12 protein-coding genes are annotated in these 19,148 nt (G+C 60.6%); 5 read left to right on the forward strand and 7 right to left on the reverse strand.

Going from position 1 to position 19,148, the window contains the following annotated elements; all coding sequences use genetic code 11:
- Window positions 1-132 precede the first annotated feature (132 nt).
- From QD336_RS17705 to QD336_RS17720, 4 genes are all read left to right on the forward strand, one after another.
- Complete coding sequence (locus QD336_RS17705; protein WP_269346573.1) at window positions 133-1,356, forward strand: lytic murein transglycosylase; 1,224 nt, start codon at window positions 133-135, stop codon at window positions 1,354-1,356.
- Between the two features lie 63 nt (window positions 1,357-1,419).
- The gene (locus QD336_RS17710) at window positions 1,420-2,655 is read left to right on the forward strand and encodes an SGNH/GDSL hydrolase family protein (protein WP_499171534.1); all 1,236 of its coding nucleotides are present in this window, start codon (window positions 1,420-1,422) and stop codon (window positions 2,653-2,655) included.
- 250 nt (window positions 2,656-2,905) lie between these two features.
- On the forward strand, window positions 2,906-3,580 hold the full coding sequence (locus tag QD336_RS17715; protein ID WP_269346569.1) for a response regulator transcription factor: 675 nt from the start codon (window positions 2,906-2,908) through the stop codon (window positions 3,578-3,580).
- Entirely contained in the window at window positions 3,577-4,920 is a 1,344-nt protein-coding gene (locus tag QD336_RS17720; protein WP_499171535.1) for a sensor histidine kinase, read from the forward strand. Before QD336_RS17715 ends, QD336_RS17720 begins: the two co-directional genes overlap by 4 nt.
- A gap of 201 nt (window positions 4,921-5,121) precedes the next feature.
- Here QD336_RS17720 and QD336_RS17725 read toward each other — a convergent pair whose 3' ends face one another.
- The 3 genes from QD336_RS17725 to gltB are packed head-to-tail and all read right to left on the reverse strand — an operon-like array spanning window position 5,122 to window position 11,504.
- Complete coding sequence (locus tag QD336_RS17725) at window positions 5,122-6,576, reverse strand: glutamate synthase subunit beta (RefSeq protein ID WP_269346565.1); 1,455 nt, start codon at window positions 6,574-6,576, stop codon at window positions 5,122-5,124.
- Window positions 6,577-6,591: 15 nt separating this feature from the next.
- The gene (locus QD336_RS17730) at window positions 6,592-6,750 is read right to left on the reverse strand and encodes a hypothetical protein (protein WP_499171670.1); all 159 of its coding nucleotides are present in this window, start codon (window positions 6,748-6,750) and stop codon (window positions 6,592-6,594) included.
- An 8-nt stretch (window positions 6,751-6,758) separates the two neighbouring features.
- Complete coding sequence (gene gltB / locus QD336_RS17735) at window positions 6,759-11,504, reverse strand: glutamate synthase large subunit (RefSeq protein ID WP_499171536.1); 4,746 nt, start codon at window positions 11,502-11,504, stop codon at window positions 6,759-6,761.
- 371 nt (window positions 11,505-11,875) lie between these two features.
- On the opposite strand from gltB, the gene QD336_RS17740 reads away from it, so the two are divergent.
- The gene (locus tag QD336_RS17740) at window positions 11,876-12,928 is read left to right on the forward strand and encodes a threonine aldolase family protein (protein ID WP_499171538.1); all 1,053 of its coding nucleotides are present in this window, start codon (window positions 11,876-11,878) and stop codon (window positions 12,926-12,928) included.
- A gap of 30 nt (window positions 12,929-12,958) precedes the next feature.
- Here QD336_RS17740 and QD336_RS17745 read toward each other — a convergent pair whose 3' ends face one another.
- The 4 genes from QD336_RS17745 to kdpB are packed head-to-tail and all read right to left on the reverse strand — an operon-like array spanning window position 12,959 to window position 19,129.
- Window positions 12,959-13,648, reverse strand: a complete 690-nt coding sequence (locus QD336_RS17745; RefSeq protein WP_499171539.1) for a response regulator transcription factor — start codon at window positions 13,646-13,648, stop codon at window positions 12,959-12,961.
- 60 nt (window positions 13,649-13,708) lie between these two features.
- On the reverse strand, window positions 13,709-16,411 hold the full coding sequence (locus QD336_RS17750) for a DUF4118 domain-containing protein (protein ID WP_499171540.1): 2,703 nt from the start codon (window positions 16,409-16,411) through the stop codon (window positions 13,709-13,711).
- Window positions 16,412-16,465: 54 nt separating this feature from the next.
- Window positions 16,466-17,032, reverse strand: coding sequence for a potassium-transporting ATPase subunit KdpC (kdpC, locus tag QD336_RS17755; RefSeq protein WP_499171541.1), 567 nt, complete (start codon window positions 17,030-17,032; stop codon window positions 16,466-16,468).
- Between the two features lie 12 nt (window positions 17,033-17,044).
- Window positions 17,045-19,129 carry a potassium-transporting ATPase subunit KdpB gene (gene kdpB, locus QD336_RS17760; protein WP_499171542.1) on the reverse strand — a complete coding sequence of 695 codons (2,085 nt, stop codon included), beginning with the start codon at window positions 19,127-19,129 and terminating at the stop codon, window positions 17,045-17,047.
- Window positions 19,130-19,148 lie beyond the last annotated feature (19 nt).

Raw genomic sequence — 19,148 nt, forward strand, 5'->3', positions numbered from 1 at the left:
ACAACGTTTTGTAAAGGGTGACGCTACCATCTATTAATGGTAAAGAATTTGTTGACGTTCTTTTGTTATCCATGACGACGCCCGATGCGTTTTCGCAATCGAAATGACATTCGAGAGAACGAAAGACAGACGATGACAAAGATGATCCTTTCAGGTGTCCGCAAATTCGGCTGCATGATGGTTGCAGGTCTGGCAATCTCGCTGGCTCCCGTCTCGGCCCGGGCCGATCAAGGGTTCAAGCAATGGATCAACCAGTTCTACGCAACAGCCGCCAAAGAAGGCATTAGCAAGGCGACCTATCAGAAGGCCTTTGCCGGTGTCAGCGAGCCGGATCCGGACGCGCTGCGCAAGGCAACCTTCCAGCCGGAATTCACTACCCAGATCTGGGATTATGTCGATTCCCGCGTCAATCCGTATACGGTGCGGATTGGCCGCGAAATGAAGATGAAACACGCGACGACACTCAACTGGATCGAGCGCAACTTCAACGTCGACAAACACATCATTCTTGCCATCTGGTCGATGGAGTCCAATTACGGCGCGGTTCTCGAAAAGCCGGAGCGGTTGCACAACATTCCGCAGGCGCTGGCGACGCTCGCCTATTCCGATCCCAAACGCGCCAAATTCGCCCGCACCCAGCTGATCGCCGCACTCAAGATTCTTCAGGCCGGCGATGTCACGCCGAAACAGCTGACGGGTTCCTGGGCGGGCGCGATGGGTCACACCCAGTTCATTCCGACCAGCTACCTGCTCTATGCGGTCGATGCGGACGGCAATGGCAAGCGCGACATCTGGCATTCGGTTCCGGATGCGCTGGCGACCGCTGCCAACCTTCTTTCCAAGAACGGCTGGGAACCCGGCCGGACCTGGGGTTATGAGACCGCCGTACCACGTGGCGGCGCCCGTTACGAAGGGCAGACGAAGACCATCGCGGAATGGTCGAAGCTCGGCTTCACCCGCCCGAACGGCAAGACTTTCACCCGCGGTTCCGATCGCGCCATGCTGAAACTGCAGGGCGGAGCGAACGGCCCCGGTTTCCTGATGATGAAGAACTTCTTCACCATCAAGAAATACAACGCCTCGGACAGCTATGCGCTGGCCGTCGGCCTGCTTGCGGACGAAATCGCCGGTTATGGTGGCATGCAGCAGAAATGGCCGCGCCCGGACGGCACACTGGATATTCGTGAAAAATTCGAACTCCAGACCCGCATGAAGGAACTCGGTTATTATGATGGCGAGATCGACGGCAATTTCGGCTCCGGCTCCAAGGCCGCCATCAGCGCCATCCAGTCCCGCATGGGCATGGAAAAGGACGGCGAGCCGTCGCAGCGATTGCTGAAAGCACTGCGCAATTGATAATGTGCCGGCGCATTCGGCGACGTCATGGACGCCGCCGATGCATCCGGAAGGGTTGATGTCATGAGTAGGAAACCTGCGGCGAGAAACGGAAAGACGGGTTGGCGTTTCTGCGCCATCATTCTTTCCGTCGTGCTCTGTGTGCCGCTCGTTCCTTCCGAGACCTTCGCACAGGAGCAGCGACGCACCCTTTTCGAAATGCTGTTTGGCAAGCCCGTGGGCCGCGACGGTGGATCAGGCCGCGAATATCAGCCCCGCAGCCGCCGGGATTTTCCGGCCGCTCCGCGTGAAAGATCGGTCACCCGCCCACAGCCAACACGGAAAGCTCCCTCGGTCGTTCAGATGCGAACCGCAAAACCGGAGCCTGCCGCCAAGCTTGAAAATGCGAGACGCGTTCTGGTCATCGGCGACTTCCTCGCCGGCGGCATGGGGGAAGAGCTGGTCAATGCCTTTGCCAGTTCGCCGGCGATCGCCGTCGATGTGCGTGCCAACGGTTCCTCCGGCCTCGTCCGCAAGGATTATTACGACTGGTCTACCAATCTGCCGCAATTCATAAGCGAGACCAATCCGGCCACCATTGTCATCATGATGGGCTCGAACGATCGCCAGCAGATGCAGATCGGTGATGTCAGGGAAAAATTCGGCACGGAAGTCTGGTTCAAGGAATATGAACGGCGGATCGATGAGCTTCTGACCCTTGCCGGCCGCCCGAAGGTACCGGTGCTTTGGGTTGGCGTGCCCGCCTTCCAATCGCCCTCGCTTTCGGCCGATCTCGTCGGCTTCAACCGGCTTTATCGCAGCCATGTTGAAAAATATGGCGGTGAATTCGTGGATGTATGGGACGGTTTCGTCGACGAGGCCGGAAAATTCGTCATTACCGGTTATGATATGAACGGCCAGCAGGCTCGCCTGCGTGAGGCGGACGGCATCGGCATGACGCAGGCCGGCAAGCGCAAGCTCGCCTTTTACGTCGAGAAATTCGTGCGCAGGCACCTCGACAGTGCTGGACCGGACCTCGTGAAACTCGACGGCAGCAATTTGCCGGCGCTCACCTCCCTGCCGGCGCTCGGCATCGATGCGGGACAGGTGCGCACCCAGCCGATCAGCCTGACCGATCCCAATCTCGATGGCGGCGACAAGCTGCTTGGCGATACCCCTTTGACGGCTGGTCCGTCACGCGTATCCGTGGTGGAATCGCCCCGCGAAAGGCTGACCAAACGGGGCGAGATGGCGGATGCCCCGGCAGGCCGTATCGATGACTACCGCGTGATACCGGATACCACGCAGGCGAAACAATAGACGCTTTTTCCGTGGCCTGACGGCCCGCGACAGGCGTAATGTTTAGGCAATCCGACCATGGCAGGATAAGTATGGCTTTGCAGGAATGTGGGGTTGGTGGCCTGCCTTCTCCCGTCCTCCTTTTGCATGGCTATATTGACCCAACGGCGCCGCACCACTCGCTCAGAGCGTCAACGGCGCCGTCGTTTTTTGACTTCACGCGCGTTCTTCCTCTTCGGGAGACGAAGCCGGACATTGCCGAGACGAATTCATGCGCCTGCTGCTTGTTGAAGACGAACGCGAAATGGCAGCAGCCCTGTCCGCCGCACTCCATCGGTTCGATATTATCGTGGATACGGTCGGCACGCTCGATCTTGCCCGTCATGCCATCATGGACGGTGTTCACGATCTTGTCGTGCTCGACCGGCAATTGCCCGATGGTGATGGCATCGAGCTTATCGAAGATCTGCGTCTCCTGCCCGTCACCCCACCCGTCATCGTGCTGACGGCCCAGGGTGCGCTTGCGGACCGGATCAACGGCCTCAATCTCGGCGCGGACGATTATCTGGCCAAGCCTTTCGCCGTTGAGGAACTGCTTGCCCGCATCCGTGCCCTGATGCGCCGGCCGGCTGGCGCCGTGACGATGACGGCGAGACTGGGCAGGCTGGAATTCTGCTTCGAAACCCGCGAAGTGCGTATCAAGGGTGAATTCCTTCCCCTGACGAGACGGGAGCTGCTGATCCTCGAAGCATTGTTGCGGCGACAGGGCAGAACGGTGCTGCGCCCGCTGCTGGAGGAGGCCGTCTATAATTTCGATGATGAAATCCAGTCCAATGCACTCGATTCCCATATTTCCCGTTTGCGCCGCAAATTGGCAGCTGCGGATGCGGGCCTTGAGGTTCACGGCATTCGCGGTGTCGGTTATCTCCTGAGGGCGACCGCGTGAAGAGGAAATCGCTGAAGCGCCGCCTGACCATTCAATTGCTGCTGTTTCAGATCGGCAGCCTCTTCGTCGTCACCGCAGCCATCGTCACCTATTTGTCGACCGGCGGGGCTGGAAGCGCCCTGCTGAGCCCCGAGGCGGCCCAGATTACTGCCAAAGCAATCGTGCGGGATAAGGATGGCCAACTGGTTCTCAAAGAAACACCAGAATTCACCCAGCTCCGCAACAATACCTCCGATTTCTGGTTCACCGCGGTTAGCGAAAAAGGAGAAGTCGTAAAGGCCGGGCAGGTACCGGATGCATTCAACATGGACCAGCAGCTGAGCGATATCAGGATTTCCGACGTACGCGACGCGGCACTGTCCTATTCCTATCTCGCCGTGGTGCGAATAGCTGTCGTGCGCCGCGCTTCGGGGCCGGCTGGAGAGTTCGTCATGATCGGCAAAGGCGGGCCGTTCAGCATGACCTTCCCCGTCCTGCTGTTCTCCAATATCTTGATCATGCCGGTTCTCATTCTCATGTCGATCGTGACGATCGTAACCATTCCCTGGATCATTCGCAGGGAATTTCGCGCCCTCTCGACCATCGCGCGCACGGCGGAAACCATCGACATCGACAAACGCGGATATCGATTGCCGGATGGCAATATTCCACGGGAGGTGCAGCCACTCGTGCATGCCGTCAACGGCGCATTGCAGCGGCTGGACGATGGCTATGAACGGCACAAACGTTTCATTCTCGATGCCGCCCATGAATTGCGCACCCCTGTCGCCATTCTCCAGACCCGTGTTGAAACGCTGCTGGAAGGCCCGGCCCGCAGCAGGATTTTGGCAGATGCCAGCCGTATTGCCGTGCTGGCCGAACAATTGCTCGACCTGCAACGTCTGGGCGGCCAGAAAGCACCGCTTATTCCGCTTGATCTCGTCGGCCTGTGCAGATCCGTCGTTGCGGATATGGCGCCGCTTGCGATCTCACAGGGATATAATCTCTCTTTCGAGCCGGACGAAGAGCCGATCCTCGCCCTTGCCGACGACGCCTCGCTGCAGCGTGCGCTGATGAACATCGTGCAGAATGCCATCGAACATGGCGGCAATCGCGGCACGATCACCGTCAAAATCGCGGCGAACCGCGTGATCGACATCTCCGACGAAGGCAACGGTATTCCCGAAGAGGACAGGGAACTGGTGTTCGACGCATTCCATCGCCTGCGGCCAAAGGATCGGGGCACCGGGCTCGGTCTCAACCTCGTTCAGGAAATCGTCCGCTACCACGGCGGCGAGATCACCATCAGCGATTCATCCACCGGTGGCGCCTGCTTCCGCATCAGCCTTCCCTATTGCTGAACCCATCCCGCATTACTGGCAAAAAACTGCTTTTCGGGAAACGCGTAATGTCCTTGCAATTCACAGGCGCGATATCTTGCCCGTCCCCATGAAAGCGACGCCCCAATCGCTTTTTTGGTCGTCCAGTCAGACAAAAGGCCTGTTGTATCTGACAACAGGCCTTTTGTTATGGTTCGTGCGGCTTATGCCGCATTCATTCGCTTAGCGCGGCAGAACGGTGGCACCCATCAGCGCCTCGTCGATCGCACGCGCCGCTTGGCGGCCTTCGCGGATCGCCCAGACCACCAGGGACTGGCCACGGCGCACATCGCCCGCAGCCCACAGCTTGTCGACCGAGGTCCGGTAATCCGTTTCGTTGGCGACCACATTGGTGGAGCCGCGGCGGTCGGTGTTAAGCGTCAGCTTGCCGTCCATCTCCTTCAGCACGCTGTCGGTGAAGGGACCGGAGAAGCCGATGGCGATGAAGGCGAGATCGGCCTTGATGATGAATTCCGTGCCGGCGATCGGCTTGCGGCGGTCATCCACCTGGCAGCACTTCACGCCTGTCAGCACGCCGTCTTCGCCGACGAATTCAAGCGTCGCCACCTGGAACTCGCGAATGGCGCCTTCGGCCTGCGAGGACGAGGTGCGCATCTTGGTTGCCCAGAAGGGCCAGACCGCAAGCTTGTCTTCCTTTTCCGGCGGCATCGGGCGGATGTCGAGCTGGGTGACTTTCACCGCGCCCTGACGGAAGGCCGTACCGACGCAGTCGGATGCGGTATCGCCACCACCAACGACGACGACATGCTTGCCACCCGCAAGGATCGGATCGGCAGGCCAGCCGATGCTGTCGATGTTTTCACGGCCGACGCGGCGGTTCTGCTGCACGAGATAGGGCATAGCATCGTAAACACCAAGCAGATCGGCGCCACCGATACCGGCCGGACGCGGGGTTTCCGAACCGCCGCAATAAAGAACCGCATCGTGGTCGGAGAGAAGCGCCTCAACCGTCACATCGACACCGACATTGACGCCGCAATGGAAGGTGACGCCTTCGCCCTTGATCTGCTCGACACGGCGATCGATGAAGTTCTTCTCCATCTTGAAGTCCGGGATACCGTAACGCAGCAGGCCACCGGGCTTGGATTCACGCTCGTAAACGTGCACCTCATGGCCGGCGCGGCCGAGCTGCTGAGCCGCCGCCATGCCCGAAGGGCCGGAACCGATGATGGCGACCTTCTTGCCGGTGTGGATCGTCGCCGGCTTCGGCACGATGAAGCCCAGCTCATAGGCCTTGTCGGCAATCGCCTGTTCTACGGTCTTGATGGCGACCGGTGCATCCTCGAGGTTCAGCGTGCACGCTTCCTCGCAGGGCGCGGGACAGACGCGGCCGGTAAATTCCGGGAAGTTGTTGGTGGAATGGAGGTTACGGATCGCCTCTTCCCAATTGTTGTTATAAACCAGATCATTCCAGTCGGGGATCTGGTTGTGCACGGGACAGCCCGTCGGGCCATGACAGTAGGGAATGCCGCAATCCATGCAGCGCGCCGCCTGCTTCTGCACCTCGGCATCCGACATCGGAATGGTGAATTCGCGGAAATGGCGGATACGATCCGATGCGGGCTGATACTTGCCCACCTGCCGGTCGATTTCCAGAAAACCTGTAACCTTGCCCACGTTTATGTCCTCACATCAAAGCGGAGCGCCTGTCGGGCCCCAGTACCAGTAGGCGAAACCGAAAGCCGCCCCCAATACGATGAACTCAAATCCGGTCTCGCCGCTCGTCCAGTAGACCACCGTGGGAACGGCGGCCGCGATCATCAGCGAGACCAGTTGGTGTAGTGTCCTCACGCGGCGGATTACTCCGCCGCCACGCCCATGCGCATGCGCTCCATTTCCTCAAGCGCACGGCGGTATTCGACCGGCATGACCTTGCGGAACTTCGGACGGAACTCGCTCCAGCGGTCGAGTATATCCTTGGCGCGCGACGAATTCGTGTAATGGAAGTGGTTCGAGATCAGCTGGTAAAGGCGCTCCTCGTCGTGGCGCGTCATGTCCTCGGAAACGTCCACACGTCCCTTGTGCATGAGGTCGCCGCCGTGATGGTGCAGCTTTTCCAGCATGTCGTCTTCTTCCGGAACCGGCTCAAGCTCGACCATAGCCATGTTGCAGCGGGTGGCGAAGTCACCCTTCTCGTCGAGAACATAAGCCACGCCGCCGGACATGCCGGCCGCGAAGTTACGGCCCGTCTCACCGAGAACAACGACGATGCCGCCGGTCATATATTCGCAGCCGTGGTCGCCCACGCCTTCGACAACCGCGACCGCGCCGGAGTTACGCACCGCGAAACGCTCACCCGCGACACCGCGGAAATAACACTCGCCGGTGATCGCACCGTAAAGCACGGTATTGCCGACGATGATCGAGTTTTCCGCAACGATGCGGGTGTTTTCCGGCGGGCGCACGATGATGCGGCCACCCGAAAGACCCTTGCCGACATAGTCGTTGCCGTCACCCACCAGATCGAAGGTGATGCCGCGGGCAAGGAACGCGCCGAAGGACTGACCGGCCGTACCCTTGAGGGTGACGTGGATCGTATCGTCCTTCAGGCCCTTGTGACCCCAACGCTTGGCAAGCGCACCCGAAAGCATGGCGCCTGCGGAACGGTCGACGTTCTTGATCGGCACTTCGAAGACTACGGGTTCGCGGTTTTCGAGCGACGGCAAGGACTTCTCGATCAGCTTGCGGTCGAGAATATCGTCGATCGGATGCTTCTGGCGTTCGGTCCAGAAGGTTGCTTCCTTGGGTGCCTCAACCTTGTGGAAGATGCGGCTGAAATCCAGACCCTTGGCCTTCCAGTGCGCCAGCATCTCATCCTTTTCGAGCATCTCGGAAGCGCCGATGATCTCATCCAGCCTGGTAACGCCAAGCGAGGCAAGAATTTCGCGCACTTCTTCGGCCACGAAGAAGAAGTAGTTGATGACATGTTCCGGCGTGCCCTTGAAGCGCTTGCGCAGAACCGGGTCCTGCGTCGCGACGCCCACCGGGCAGGTGTTGAGGTGGCACTTGCGCATCATGATGCAGCCGGCCGCAATCAGCGGCGCGGTGGCGAAGCCGAATTCATCCGCACCGAGCAGCGCGCCGATGATGACGTCGCGGCCGGTCTTCAGACCGCCATCCACCTGCAGGGCAACGCGCGAGCGAAGGCCGTTCAGCACCAGCGTCTGCTGGGTTTCGGCAAGGCCGATTTCCCAGGGCGAGCCCGCATGCTTCAGCGAGGTAAGCGGCGAAGCACCCGTGCCGCCGTCGAAACCGGCAACGGTGATATGGTCGGCACGCGCCTTGGCGACACCGGCAGCAACCGTGCCGACGCCCACTTCCGACACCAGCTTCACCGAAACATCGGCTTCCGGGTTGACGTTCTTCAGGTCGTAGATCAGCTGCGCCAGATCTTCGATCGAATAGATGTCATGATGCGGCGGCGGCGAGATGAGGCCGACACCCGGGGTGGAGTGACGGGTCTTGGCAACCGTCGCATCCACCTTGTGGCCGGGCAGCTGGCCGCCTTCGCCGGGCTTTGCGCCCTGCGCCACCTTGATCTGCAGCATATCGGCATTGACGAGATATTCCGTCGTCACGCCGAAGCGTCCGGAAGCGATCTGCTTGATGGCGGAGCGTTCCGGGTTCGGCTGGCCGTTCAACAGCGGCATGTAACGGTCGGATTCTTCGCCGCCCTCACCGGTGTTTGACTTGCCGCCGATGCGGTTCATGGCGATGGCGAGCGTGGTATGCGCCTCGCGGCTGATCGAGCCGAAGGACATGGCCCCGGTCGAGAAGCGCTTGACGATATCAGCCGCCGGCTCAACATCATCGATGGAAACCGGCTTGCGGCCGAGCGCTTCCGCCGACTTGACCTTGAACAGGCCGCGAATGGTGTTCATGCGCAGCGCCGTCTCATTCACCATGCCGGCGAATTCGCGGTAGCGATCCTGGCTGTTGCCGCGCACGGCGTGCTGCAGCGAGGCAACGGCATCCGGCGTCCAGGCGTGGCTTTCACCGCGCATGCGATAGGCGTATTCACCGCCGATATCGAGCGTGTTGGCAAGGATCGGATCCTTGCCGAAGGCCGCCGTGTGGCGCGTTACGGTTTCTTCGGCAATTTCCGTCAGGCCGACACCTTCGATGGAGGTGGCCGTGCCGAAGAAATACTTCTCGACGAATTCGGACGACAGGCCGATGGCGTCGAAGATCTGCGCGCCGCAATAGGACTGGTAGGTGGAAATGCCCATCTTGGACATGACCTTGAGGATGCCCTTACCGACCGCCTTGATGTAGCGATAAACCACTTCGTCGTCGGAGACTTCCTTCGGGAAGGCGCCGTGCTTGTGCATGTCGAGCAGCGTGTCAAAGGCGAGATAGGGGTTGATCGCCTCCGCGCCATAACCGGCGAGCAGGCAGAAATGATGGATTTCGCGCGGCTCACCAGTTTCCACGACGAGGCCGACCGAGGTGCGCAGACCCTTGCGGATCAGGTGATGGTGCACGGCTGCCGTCGCCAGAAGGGCGGGGATCGCAATGCGGTCCGGGCCAAGCTGACGGTCGGAGAGAACGATGATGTTGTAACCGCCACGAACGGCGGATTCCGCCCGCTCGCACAGGCGTTCCAGCATTTCCGGCATGCCTTCCGCGCCACGCTCCACATCATAGGTGAAGTCGAGCGTCTTGGTGTCGAAACGGTCTTCCGTATGGCCGATGGAGCGGATCTTCTCCAGATCGCCATTGGTCAGGATCGGCTGGCGCACTTCCAGACGCTTGGCGCGGGCTGCACCTTCGTGATCGAGGATATTCGGGCGCGGACCGATGAAGGACACGAGGCTCATGACAAGCTCTTCGCGGATCGGATCGATCGGCGGGTTCGTCACCTGCGCGAAGTTCTGCTTGAAATAGGTGTAAAGCAGCTTCGACTTTTCCGACATGGCCGAAATCGGCGTATCGGTGCCCATGGAGCCGATGGCTTCCTGGCCGGTCGTCGCCATCGGCGACATCAGCAGCTTCGTATCTTCGCTGGTGTAGCCGAAGGCCTGCTGACGGTCGAGCAGTGATACGTCACGGCGAAGCGCGCGCGGTTCGACCGGCTTCAGCTCTTCGAGGATGAGCTGCGTGCGGTCGAGCCAGGTGCGGTAGGGGTGCTTGGCGGCAAGCTCGTGCTTCACTTCCTCATCGGAAATGATCGCACCCTTTTCCATGTCGATCAGCAGCATCTTGCCTGGCTGCAGGCGCCACTTCTTGACGATGCGCTCTTCCGGCACCGGCAGCGTGCCCGCCTCGGACGCCATGATGATGCGATCATCATCGGTGACGAGATAACGTGCCGGGCGAAGACCGTTGCGGTCGAGCGTCGCGCCAATCTGCTTGCCATCGGTGAAGGCAACGGCGGCCGGGCCGTCCCACGGCTCCATCAGCGCTGCGTGATATTCGTAGAATGCCTTGCGTTCGGCAGACATGGACTGGTTGCCGGCCCAGGCTTCCGGGATCAGCATCATGACGGCGTGGGCCATGGAGTAACCGCCGCGCACGAGGAATTCGAGCGCGTTGTCGAAACAGGCGGTGTCCGACTGACCTTCATAGGAAATCGGCCAGAGCTTGGAAATGTCATCGCCGAACAGCACCGACGAAACCGAGGCCTGACGCGCCGCCATCCAGTTGACGTTGCCGCGCAGCGTGTTGATTTCACCGTTATGAGCGACCATGCGGTAGGGATGCGCCAGCTTCCAGGACGGGAAGGTGTTGGTCGAGAAACGCTGATGCACGAGGGCAACGGCGGATTCGAAGCGCGGATCGGCCAGATCCTTGTAATAGGCGCCAACCTGATAGGCGAGGAACATGCCCTTGTAGACGATGGTGGAGGAGGAAAGGGAAACGGGATAGAAATCCTGCGTTTCCTTGCCGCCGCCCTCATCATAGATGCGGTTGGAGAGAACCTTGCGGATTAGGAACAGCTTGCGCTCAAAATCATGATTGGTCGCGGCATCGCGGCCTGCGCCGATGAAGACCTGAACATGGTGCGGCTCGGTCGCAGCAATATCCGGCGCCTTCGACAGCGAGGAATTATCGACAGGCACGTCGCGGAAGCCGAGGAACTGCTGCCCCTCTTCGCCGATGACGTCGACGATGACCTTCTTGTAATGCTCGATGCGGGAAGGATCGCGCGGCATGAAGATGTGGCCGACGGCGTATTCGCCGGCCTTCGGCAACGTCACGCCCTGCGCCGCCATTTCCTCGCGGAAGAAACGGTCGGGGATCTGCACGAGAATGCCCGCGCCATCACCCATCAGCGGGTCAGCGCCAACCGCACCGCGATGGGTGAGATTTTCGAGGATGAACAGGCCGTCACTGACGATCTGGTGCGACTTGACGCCCTTCATATGGGCTACGAAGCCGACGCCGCAGGCGTCATGTTCGTTGGCGGGATCGTAAAGACCCTGCCGTTCCGGCAAGCCACCCGCGAAACGCGCTTTCGCAGAAACGGGTGCGGCCGCAGCCGCGGTGGGACAGTCTGTGGTCAGGGTTGCGGCGGCGATATCCGCCTGCGGCTTGTTCGTCATTTTTGTCCCTCCTGCAAAATTACTTGCACGGTTTCATGCGAAGATCCGGCTCGATGCGGATTTCTGCTTCCCGCAAAATCCGCATTCAGGCCGGCTGGATCAAATTTAGGACAGCAAGACTGTCTCAATTCCCGCTGATTTTGGCAGAAACGACTGAATTTTGCAAGGGTCCGAATCCAATTAGTGAATGCCCCGATTTGCAGCGAAGTTTCGATACTGACCTATTGTGCGAAACTTTCTTGTCGAAAGAGCCGCTGGGCCATTGCTTTCATTGCCCGATTTGCCAATCGCGATCTTAGGTCCTAGAACTTTGCCCGTCATAGCTTCACGCAGCCCAACACAGACCCTCAGCTATCGGAAAGCCTTCAGAGATGTTTTTTGCTTCAGACAATTGGGCTGGCGCCCATCCGGCCGTCAATGAACGGCTGTCTCGGGAATCCACACGCTTTGCCGCCGCCTACGGCACCAGCGAGCTCGATCTCTCCATCGAAAAGCGCTTCAACGAAATCTTCGAACGCGAAGTCGCAGTGTTTTTCGTCGCCACCGGCACGGCGGCCAATTCGCTTTCGCTGGCCAGCATCGCCCGCGCCGGCGGCCTGACCTTCTGTCATTCCGAAGCGCATGTGATCGAGGATGAATGCGGCGCCCCGGATTTCTTTTCCGGCATGCGCATGGTCGCCGTCGAGGGGCCGAATGGCAAGATGCTGCCGGAAAACCTGATCGAACGCATTGCGCGTTATCCGCAGGATGCCGTGCACCATGGGCGCGCCGCTGCCATCACCATGACACAGGCAACCGAGGCCGGCACCGTCTACACGCTCGATGAAATCGACGCGATATCGAAGATCGCCAAGGAAAACGGCCTGCCGCTGCATATGGATGGCGCGCGGTTTGCCAATGCGCTTGCCGCCCTCGGCACCACACCCGCCGAAATGACCTGGAAACGCGGCGTCGATGTCCTGTCTTTCGGCGGCACGAAAAACGGCTGCTGGTGCGCGGAAGCAATCGTCTTCTTCGACCCGTCGCTCGCCCGGGACTTCTCCTTCCTGCGCAAGCGCACCGCCCAACTCTTTTCAAAATCGCGCTTCATCGCCGCGCAGTTCGAAGCCTATCTGCAGGACGATCTGTGGCTCGGTCTCGCCGGCCACGCCAATGCCATGGCCAACCGGCTGCGCGCCGGTTTCGGCTCCCTGAACAGCGCCCGCCTCGCCTGGCCGACCCAGGCCAATGAAGTTTTCGCCATTCTACCGAAGGCAGCTGCGGAAGCAGCGACAGAAAAGGGCGCGAAGTTCTATGACTGGCTGGAGCCCCGCGACATGCCGGAAAAGGTCAACAAGGACGAAGTGCTGATCCGCATGGTCACCAGCTTTGCGACAACCGAAGCCGATGTGGACGAATTCCTGTCGATCTGCGCCGCCGTTTGAACTATCGGAGGGCGTCGCTTTGCGGCGCCCTCAAACCTCCTGCAACCGGTAACCCACCCCGGTTTCCGTCAGTATATAACGCGGCTGATCCGGAATTTTTTCGATCTTCTGGCGCAACTGGCGCACATAGACCCGCAGATATTGCACGTCGGTCAGTTCGTCCCAGACATGCTCCAGCAGGAAACGGTGCGTCAGCACCTTGCCGGCATGCTGCACCAGAACCCGCAGAATATCATATTCCTTGGGCGAGAGCTTCACCTCGCGATCCTCCACCTTGACGATGCGCCGGACAAGATCGACCGAGAGATCACCGGTCTGAAACACCGGCCTTTCGCCCTGGCTCTGCAGGCGATGACGGAGCGCGACACGGATTCGGGCGACAAGCTCGTTCATGCCAAAAGGCTTGGTGATGTAGTCATCCGCCCCGAGTTCCAGCGCCCTGACGATACCCGCCTCATCCGTGCGGCTGGAAAGGATGATGACTGGCAGCGCCAGCCCTTCTGCACGCCACTTTTCCAGAAGATCATGCCCCGACATATCCGGCAGGCCGAGATCGAGAACAACGAGATCGGGCCTGTCTTCCCGGACCAGCTCCACCGCCACCTTCGCATTCATCGCTTCGCTCACCGCATATCCCTGCGTCGACAGGCCCACCCGCAGGAGCTTGCGGATCGGCGGCTCGTCATCGACGATCAGAATACGAACGGCGGAATTGGTCATTCCCGATCTCCTTCAGCGGCATGGCAGAATGCATGACCATCTCTCACCGGCAATAGCGCCTTAATCATGATCCAGCACCGGCGTATCGACGGCGACGGGCAGACCTATGATGAATTGCGCTCCGCTACGGCCCGCTCTGTTTTCCGCGCGGATCGAGCCGCCCATCGCTTCGATGAAACCCTTGCAGATGGAGAGGCCGAGCCCCGTTCCCGCCTGCACATGATCCGCCTTTCGCACCCGATAGAAACTGTCGAAGACCCGCTCGATATCATCGGGCGGAATGCCCGGCCCCTCATCGGCAACCGACAGGAAGATATTTTTTCCCTGCCGCCAGCCGCGTATCGCAATGATCGTGTGTTCGGGTGCGTATTTGGCCGCATTGTCGATGAGGTTGAACAGCACCTGTTCGAAAAGCACGGGATCGACCTTCAGCATCGGCAGGTCGGAGGGTATATCAAGAACGACCTCGTGCCGGACGACGATCTTCGCCGCACGCGACAGCGCCGTTCCGACCATGTCGCCGAGGAAATGCAGACCGTAATTCGGCTCCATCGCGCCCGAACCGATCCTCGTCATATCGAGAAGGTTGGAGATGAAACGGTTCAGCCGTTCGGATTCCTCGACGATCGTCGACAGCAGTTCGGCGCGCGCATCCGGCGGAATATCCTCGGCAAAATCCTTCAGCGTTCCAGCCGAGCCCAGAATGGCCGCAAGCGGCGTCTTGAGATCATGGGAAATGGAGGTCAGGAGCGCCGTGCGCAGCCGGTCGGTTTCCGCCGCGAGCCTTGCCCTGTCGACATCCGAGACGAGTTGAATGCGCTCTATGGCAAGCGCCGCCTGATCGGCCAGCGCGTCAAACAGCCGTTGCTGTTCCGGCGTCAGCAGCGGCCCGAGCCGGTCGTCGTCCAGCCCCACCACACCGACGGCGCCACTGCCGGTGCGCAACGGCAGATAAAGCCGCTTGGCGCCGGGAAGCGTATCTGCGCCCCTGCCCGCGGCCTTGTTGTGTTCCCATGCCCACTGGGCGGCGGCGATATCGGCATCCACCAGCGTATCGTCCGGCGGATATCCCGCCTTGACCGCTATCGTATTGTTTTCCGGCAGAAGCAGAACGATCCGAACCTTCAGCATCGAGGCCATCTGGAAAGCAGCGGCCCACAACACGTCGTCCAGCGTTCCGGTCACCGAGAGCTTCTTCGAGAACAGATACAAATCTTCCGTCGTTCGCGCCCTTGCCCGCGCGGCGGCGGCCTGCCGTTGCACGGCCGCCGTGAGATTGGAGGCGACAAGCGCGACACCAAGGTAAAACAGCAGCGCCACGACGCTTTCCGGATCGCGAACGGTCAGCGTGTAACGCGGCTCAAGGAAGAAAAAATTGAAGGCAAAAGCGCCAAGCAGCGAAGCATAAAGCGCCGGCCCCAGGCCGCCGCGCACGGCAGCGGCCAGAACCGCCATCAGGAACACCAGCGCCAGATTTCTAACATCGAGCGTCTGGTCAAGCACGATGCCGGCCACGATTGCCAAACCGACAAACAGCGTACTGTTGAGATAGGGCCTTATGGAACGATGCGATTGGGCCAATGCCGGCTTTGCGACCTGACCCGGCTTCTCTTCTTTTTTATCGCCGGAAATGACATGCACGCTGATATCGCCGGCGTGGTCGATCAGATCATGCGTCAGCGAGCGCTGAAAAATCCTCTGCCACCAGGATTTTCGCGGGCGGCCGATGATGATGTGGGTGAAATTATTGGCGTTGGCGTAGGAGATGATCTCGCGTGTGAGATCAAGCGCTGGCAGGATCACCGTTTCGCCGCCAAGCTGCTGGGCAAGCCGCATGGTGCCGGCCAGCCGGTCCTTCTCCGCCTCAGACAATTGCTGTGAACGCGGCGTGTCGAGATGCAGCGCCGTCCATGGCGCGCGCAGGCGGTCCGCCTGCCTTCGGGCATAACGCACCAGCCCCGGCCCGTTGCCGCCATGGTCGAGGCAGACCAGAACCCGGTCCCCCGCTGCCCAGGGGCCGGAAATGGCATGGGACTGCATGTGGTTGAGCAATTGCTCGTCCACCCGCTGCGCCGTGCGGCGCAGTGCAAGCTCACGCAGCGCCGTCAGGTTGCCTCGGGAGAAATAATTCTCGATGGCGCGCCGGGCGGTACGCGGCAGGTAAACCTTGCCATCCTGCAGCCGCTTGATCAGGTCGTCGGGAGTAATATCGATGATTTCCACATCGTCGGCCCGGTCGATGATGCTGTCAGGCACCGTTTCGCGCACGCGGATGCGGGTGATCTGCGCCACCACATCATTCAGACTTTCGACATGCTGGATGTTCAGCGTCGTATAGACATCGATGCCCTGCGCGAGGATTTCCTGAACATCCATATAGCGCTTGGGGTGGCGGCTGCCGGAGGCATTGGTATGGGCAAGCTCATCGACCAGAACCAGAGCGGGGCGGCGAGCGAGGATGGCGTCGAGATCCATTTCCTCCAGGACCTGACCGCGATAGTCGATGCGCCTGCGGGGGATCACCTCCAGCCCTTCGACCAGCGCCTCGGTTTCCCGGCGGCCATGGGTTTCCACGACACCGATAACGGTGTCGACACCATCCGCGAGCTTCGCCCGGCCGGACATCAGCATCTCATAGGTCTTGCCGACGCCGGGGGCAGCGCCCAGAAAAATCTTCAGCCGGCCTCGCGCCTCGCGCCGGGCATTTTCCAGCAGCGCATCGGGCGACGGTCGGCTCGGCATATCGCGATTGTCGTCAGGCATTTAACCACCAGTGGTCGAGGCTATGGCTTCCAAAGAAGCCATAGCCATTTCAGTTTATGAGCCGGCTGCGTCAAGTGCCATATTGAGCGCCAGTACATTTACGACGGGCTCACCCATGAAGCCGAGTTCCGGCGCTTCGACATGACGCTCAACGAGGGCACGCAGCGCGGCCTCATCCATACCCCTTGCCTTGGCGACACGCGGCACCTGGAAATAGGCGGCCTCAGGTGAGACATGCGGATCGAGACCGCTACCCGATGCCGTCACCAGATCGGCAGGAACTTCTGCCGCCGGGTTTTCGCCCTTTGCGGCCTCGTAATCCGTCTTCACCCGGTCAATGAGCTTGGCGCTCGTCGGGCCGAGATTGGAACCGGACGATGAGGCCGCGTTATATCCGTCGCCGGCGGCGGAGGGGCGCCCGTGAAAATAGGTCTCGCCGGTGAAGGCCTGACCGATCAATTGCGAGCCAACCACCTTGCCATCCTTCTCGATCAGGCTGCCATTGGCCTGAACGGGAAAGAGCGCCTGCGCCAGACCCGTCATGCCGAGCGGATAAGCAAGGCCGGTAATGGCAGTGGTGGCGAGGATCAGCACCAGTGCGGGACGAAGCTGTTTGAACATTGTCTTTACTCCTCAGGCGAGACCGAGCGCGGTAATGGCGAGGTCGATGGCCTTGATGCCGATGAAGGGAACGATGATGCCGCCGAGGCCATAGATGACCAGATTGCGCGACAGCAGCGCGCCGGCACCGATCGGGCGATATTTGACGCCCTTCAGCGATAGCGGGATGAGCGCGATGATGATGAGCGCGTTGAAGATGATCGCCGACAAAATGGCGCTCTGCGGCGTCGAAAGCCCCATCACGTTCAGGACACCAAGCTGCGGATAGAGCGCCAGGAACATCGCCGGAATGATGGCGAAATATTTGGCGATATCGTTGGCGATGGAGAAGGTCGTCAGTGCACCGCGCGTCATCAGCAATTGTTTACCGATTTCGACGATCTCGATGAGCTTGGTCGGATCGCTGTCGAGATCCACCATGTTGCCGGCCTCGCGGGCCGCCACCGTGCCGGTGTTCATGGCGACGCCGACATCGGCCTGTGCCAGCGCCGGTGCGTCGTTGGTGCCGTCGCCGCACATGGCGACCAGCTTGCCCTTGGCCTGCTCCTCACGGATCAGTTCCAGCTTGTTTTCCGGCGTTGCCTGGGCAAGGAAATCATCGACGCCTGCTTCCGCTGCGATGGCGGCAGCCGTCATCGGATTGTCGCCGGTGATCATCACGGTGCGGATGCCCATGCGGCGAAGCTCGGCGAAACGTTCGCGAATGCCGCCCTTGACGATATCCTTCAGCTGCACGACGCCGAGCAACTTACCATCGCGCACCACGGCAAGCGGCGTGCCGCCGGCCTTGGCGATATCTTCCGCTATTCCGCGGATAGCGCGCGTGGCATCCGTTTCGGTTTTGAGGGCAAGCGCCGCATTGCCATGTTGCAGAGCGCCGCCATCGACATAAGCGAGAACCGCATCAACCGCACCCTTGCGAATGGAGGCGCCTTCAAAATCGACGCCGCTCATGCGGGTCTGGGCGGTGAAGGGCACGAAGCTGGCGTGCAGCTTCTGCATGTCGCGGGCGCGGATGCCGTATTTTTCCTTGGCCAGAACCACGATGGAGCGGCCTTCCGGCGTTTCGTCGGCGAGCGAAGCGAGCTGCGCGGCATCCGCAAGTTCCTGTTCGGAAACGCCGGGGATGGGGCGGAACTCGGTCGCCTGCCGGTTGCCAAGCGTGATGGTGCCGGTCTTGTCGAGCAGCAGCGTATCGACGTCACCCGCCGCCTCGACGGCGCGGCCGGACATGGCGAGCACGTTGAAACGCACCAGACGATCCATGCCGGCAATGCCGATGGCGGATAGAAGCGCGCCGATGGTGGTGGGGATGAGCGTGACGAACAGCGCCACCAGCACGATGATCGGGATGGAACCGCCGGCATAGGCCGCGAAGCTCGGAATGGTCGCGGTGGCAAGAACGAAGATCAGCGTCATGCCGGCCAGCAGGATATTGAGCGCGATCTCGTTCGGTGTCTTCTGGCGCTCGGCACCTTCGACCAGCGAAATCATCCGGTCGAGGAAGGTGGAGCCGGCAGCAGCGGTGATGCGCACCCTTATCCAGTCCGACAGAACCTGCGTGCCGCCGGTAACAGCCGAGCGGTCGCCGCCGGATTCGCGGATGACGGGGGCGGATTCGCCGGTTATTGCCGCCTCGTTGACGGAGGCGACACCCTCGATGACTTCCCCGTCGGAGGGGATGATATCGCCTGCCTCGACAAGAACGACATCGTTCACCTTCAGGCTGGTGCCCGCCACCATCTTGTATTGGCTGCGGTCATCACCGATCAGAAGCTTTGCCTGGGTTTCGGTACGCGTCCGGCGCAGCGAATCCGCCTGCGCCTTGCCGCGCCCTTCGGCGACGGCTTCGGCGAAATTGGCAAACAGCACCGTGAACCAGAGCCAGAGATTGATCTGGAAGGAAAAGGCGAGATTGGCGCCGCCGGTGACGAGATCGCGGATGAACAGCACTGTTGTCAGCACCGACACCGTCGCCACCACGAACATGACCGGGTTGCGCGCAAGCGTGCGCGGGTTGAGCTTTTTGAATGCGTCGGCGATTGCCGGCACGAGAATGCGAGAATCGAGGATGCTCGCTTGTTTGGACTGGCTCATGAAGAGGCTCCAGCGTTTG

Source organism: Rhizobium sp. BR 250, assembly GCF_047445855.1.
In the GTDB taxonomy this organism is placed as follows: domain Bacteria; phylum Pseudomonadota; class Alphaproteobacteria; order Rhizobiales; family Rhizobiaceae; genus Agrobacterium; species Agrobacterium tumefaciens_I.

What these genes read in the sequence shown, in the direction of transcription:
- QD336_RS17740 (WP_499171538.1), top strand. Translation starts at nt 11,876, where the DNA reads ATGTTTTTTGCTTCAGACAATTGGGCTGGCGCCCATCCGGCCGTCAAT.
- QD336_RS17745 (WP_499171539.1), bottom strand. Translation starts at nt 13,648, where the DNA reads ATGACCAATTCCGCCGTTCGTATTCTGATCGTCGATGACGAGCCGCCG.
- QD336_RS17710 (WP_499171534.1), top strand. Translation starts at nt 1,420, where the DNA reads ATGAGTAGGAAACCTGCGGCGAGAAACGGAAAGACGGGTTGGCGTTTC.
- QD336_RS17750 (WP_499171540.1), bottom strand. Translation starts at nt 16,411, where the DNA reads ATGCCTGACGACAATCGCGATATGCCGAGCCGACCGTCGCCCGATGCG.
- gltB (WP_499171536.1), bottom strand. Translation starts at nt 11,504, where the DNA reads ATGACGAACAAGCCGCAGGCGGATATCGCCGCCGCAACCCTGACCACA.
- QD336_RS17715 (WP_269346569.1), top strand. Translation starts at nt 2,906, where the DNA reads ATGCGCCTGCTGCTTGTTGAAGACGAACGCGAAATGGCAGCAGCCCTG.
- QD336_RS17705 (WP_269346573.1), top strand. Translation starts at nt 133, where the DNA reads ATGACAAAGATGATCCTTTCAGGTGTCCGCAAATTCGGCTGCATGATG.
- kdpC (WP_499171541.1), bottom strand. Translation starts at nt 17,032, where the DNA reads ATGTTCAAACAGCTTCGTCCCGCACTGGTGCTGATCCTCGCCACCACT.
- kdpB (WP_499171542.1), bottom strand. Translation starts at nt 19,129, where the DNA reads ATGAGCCAGTCCAAACAAGCGAGCATCCTCGATTCTCGCATTCTCGTG.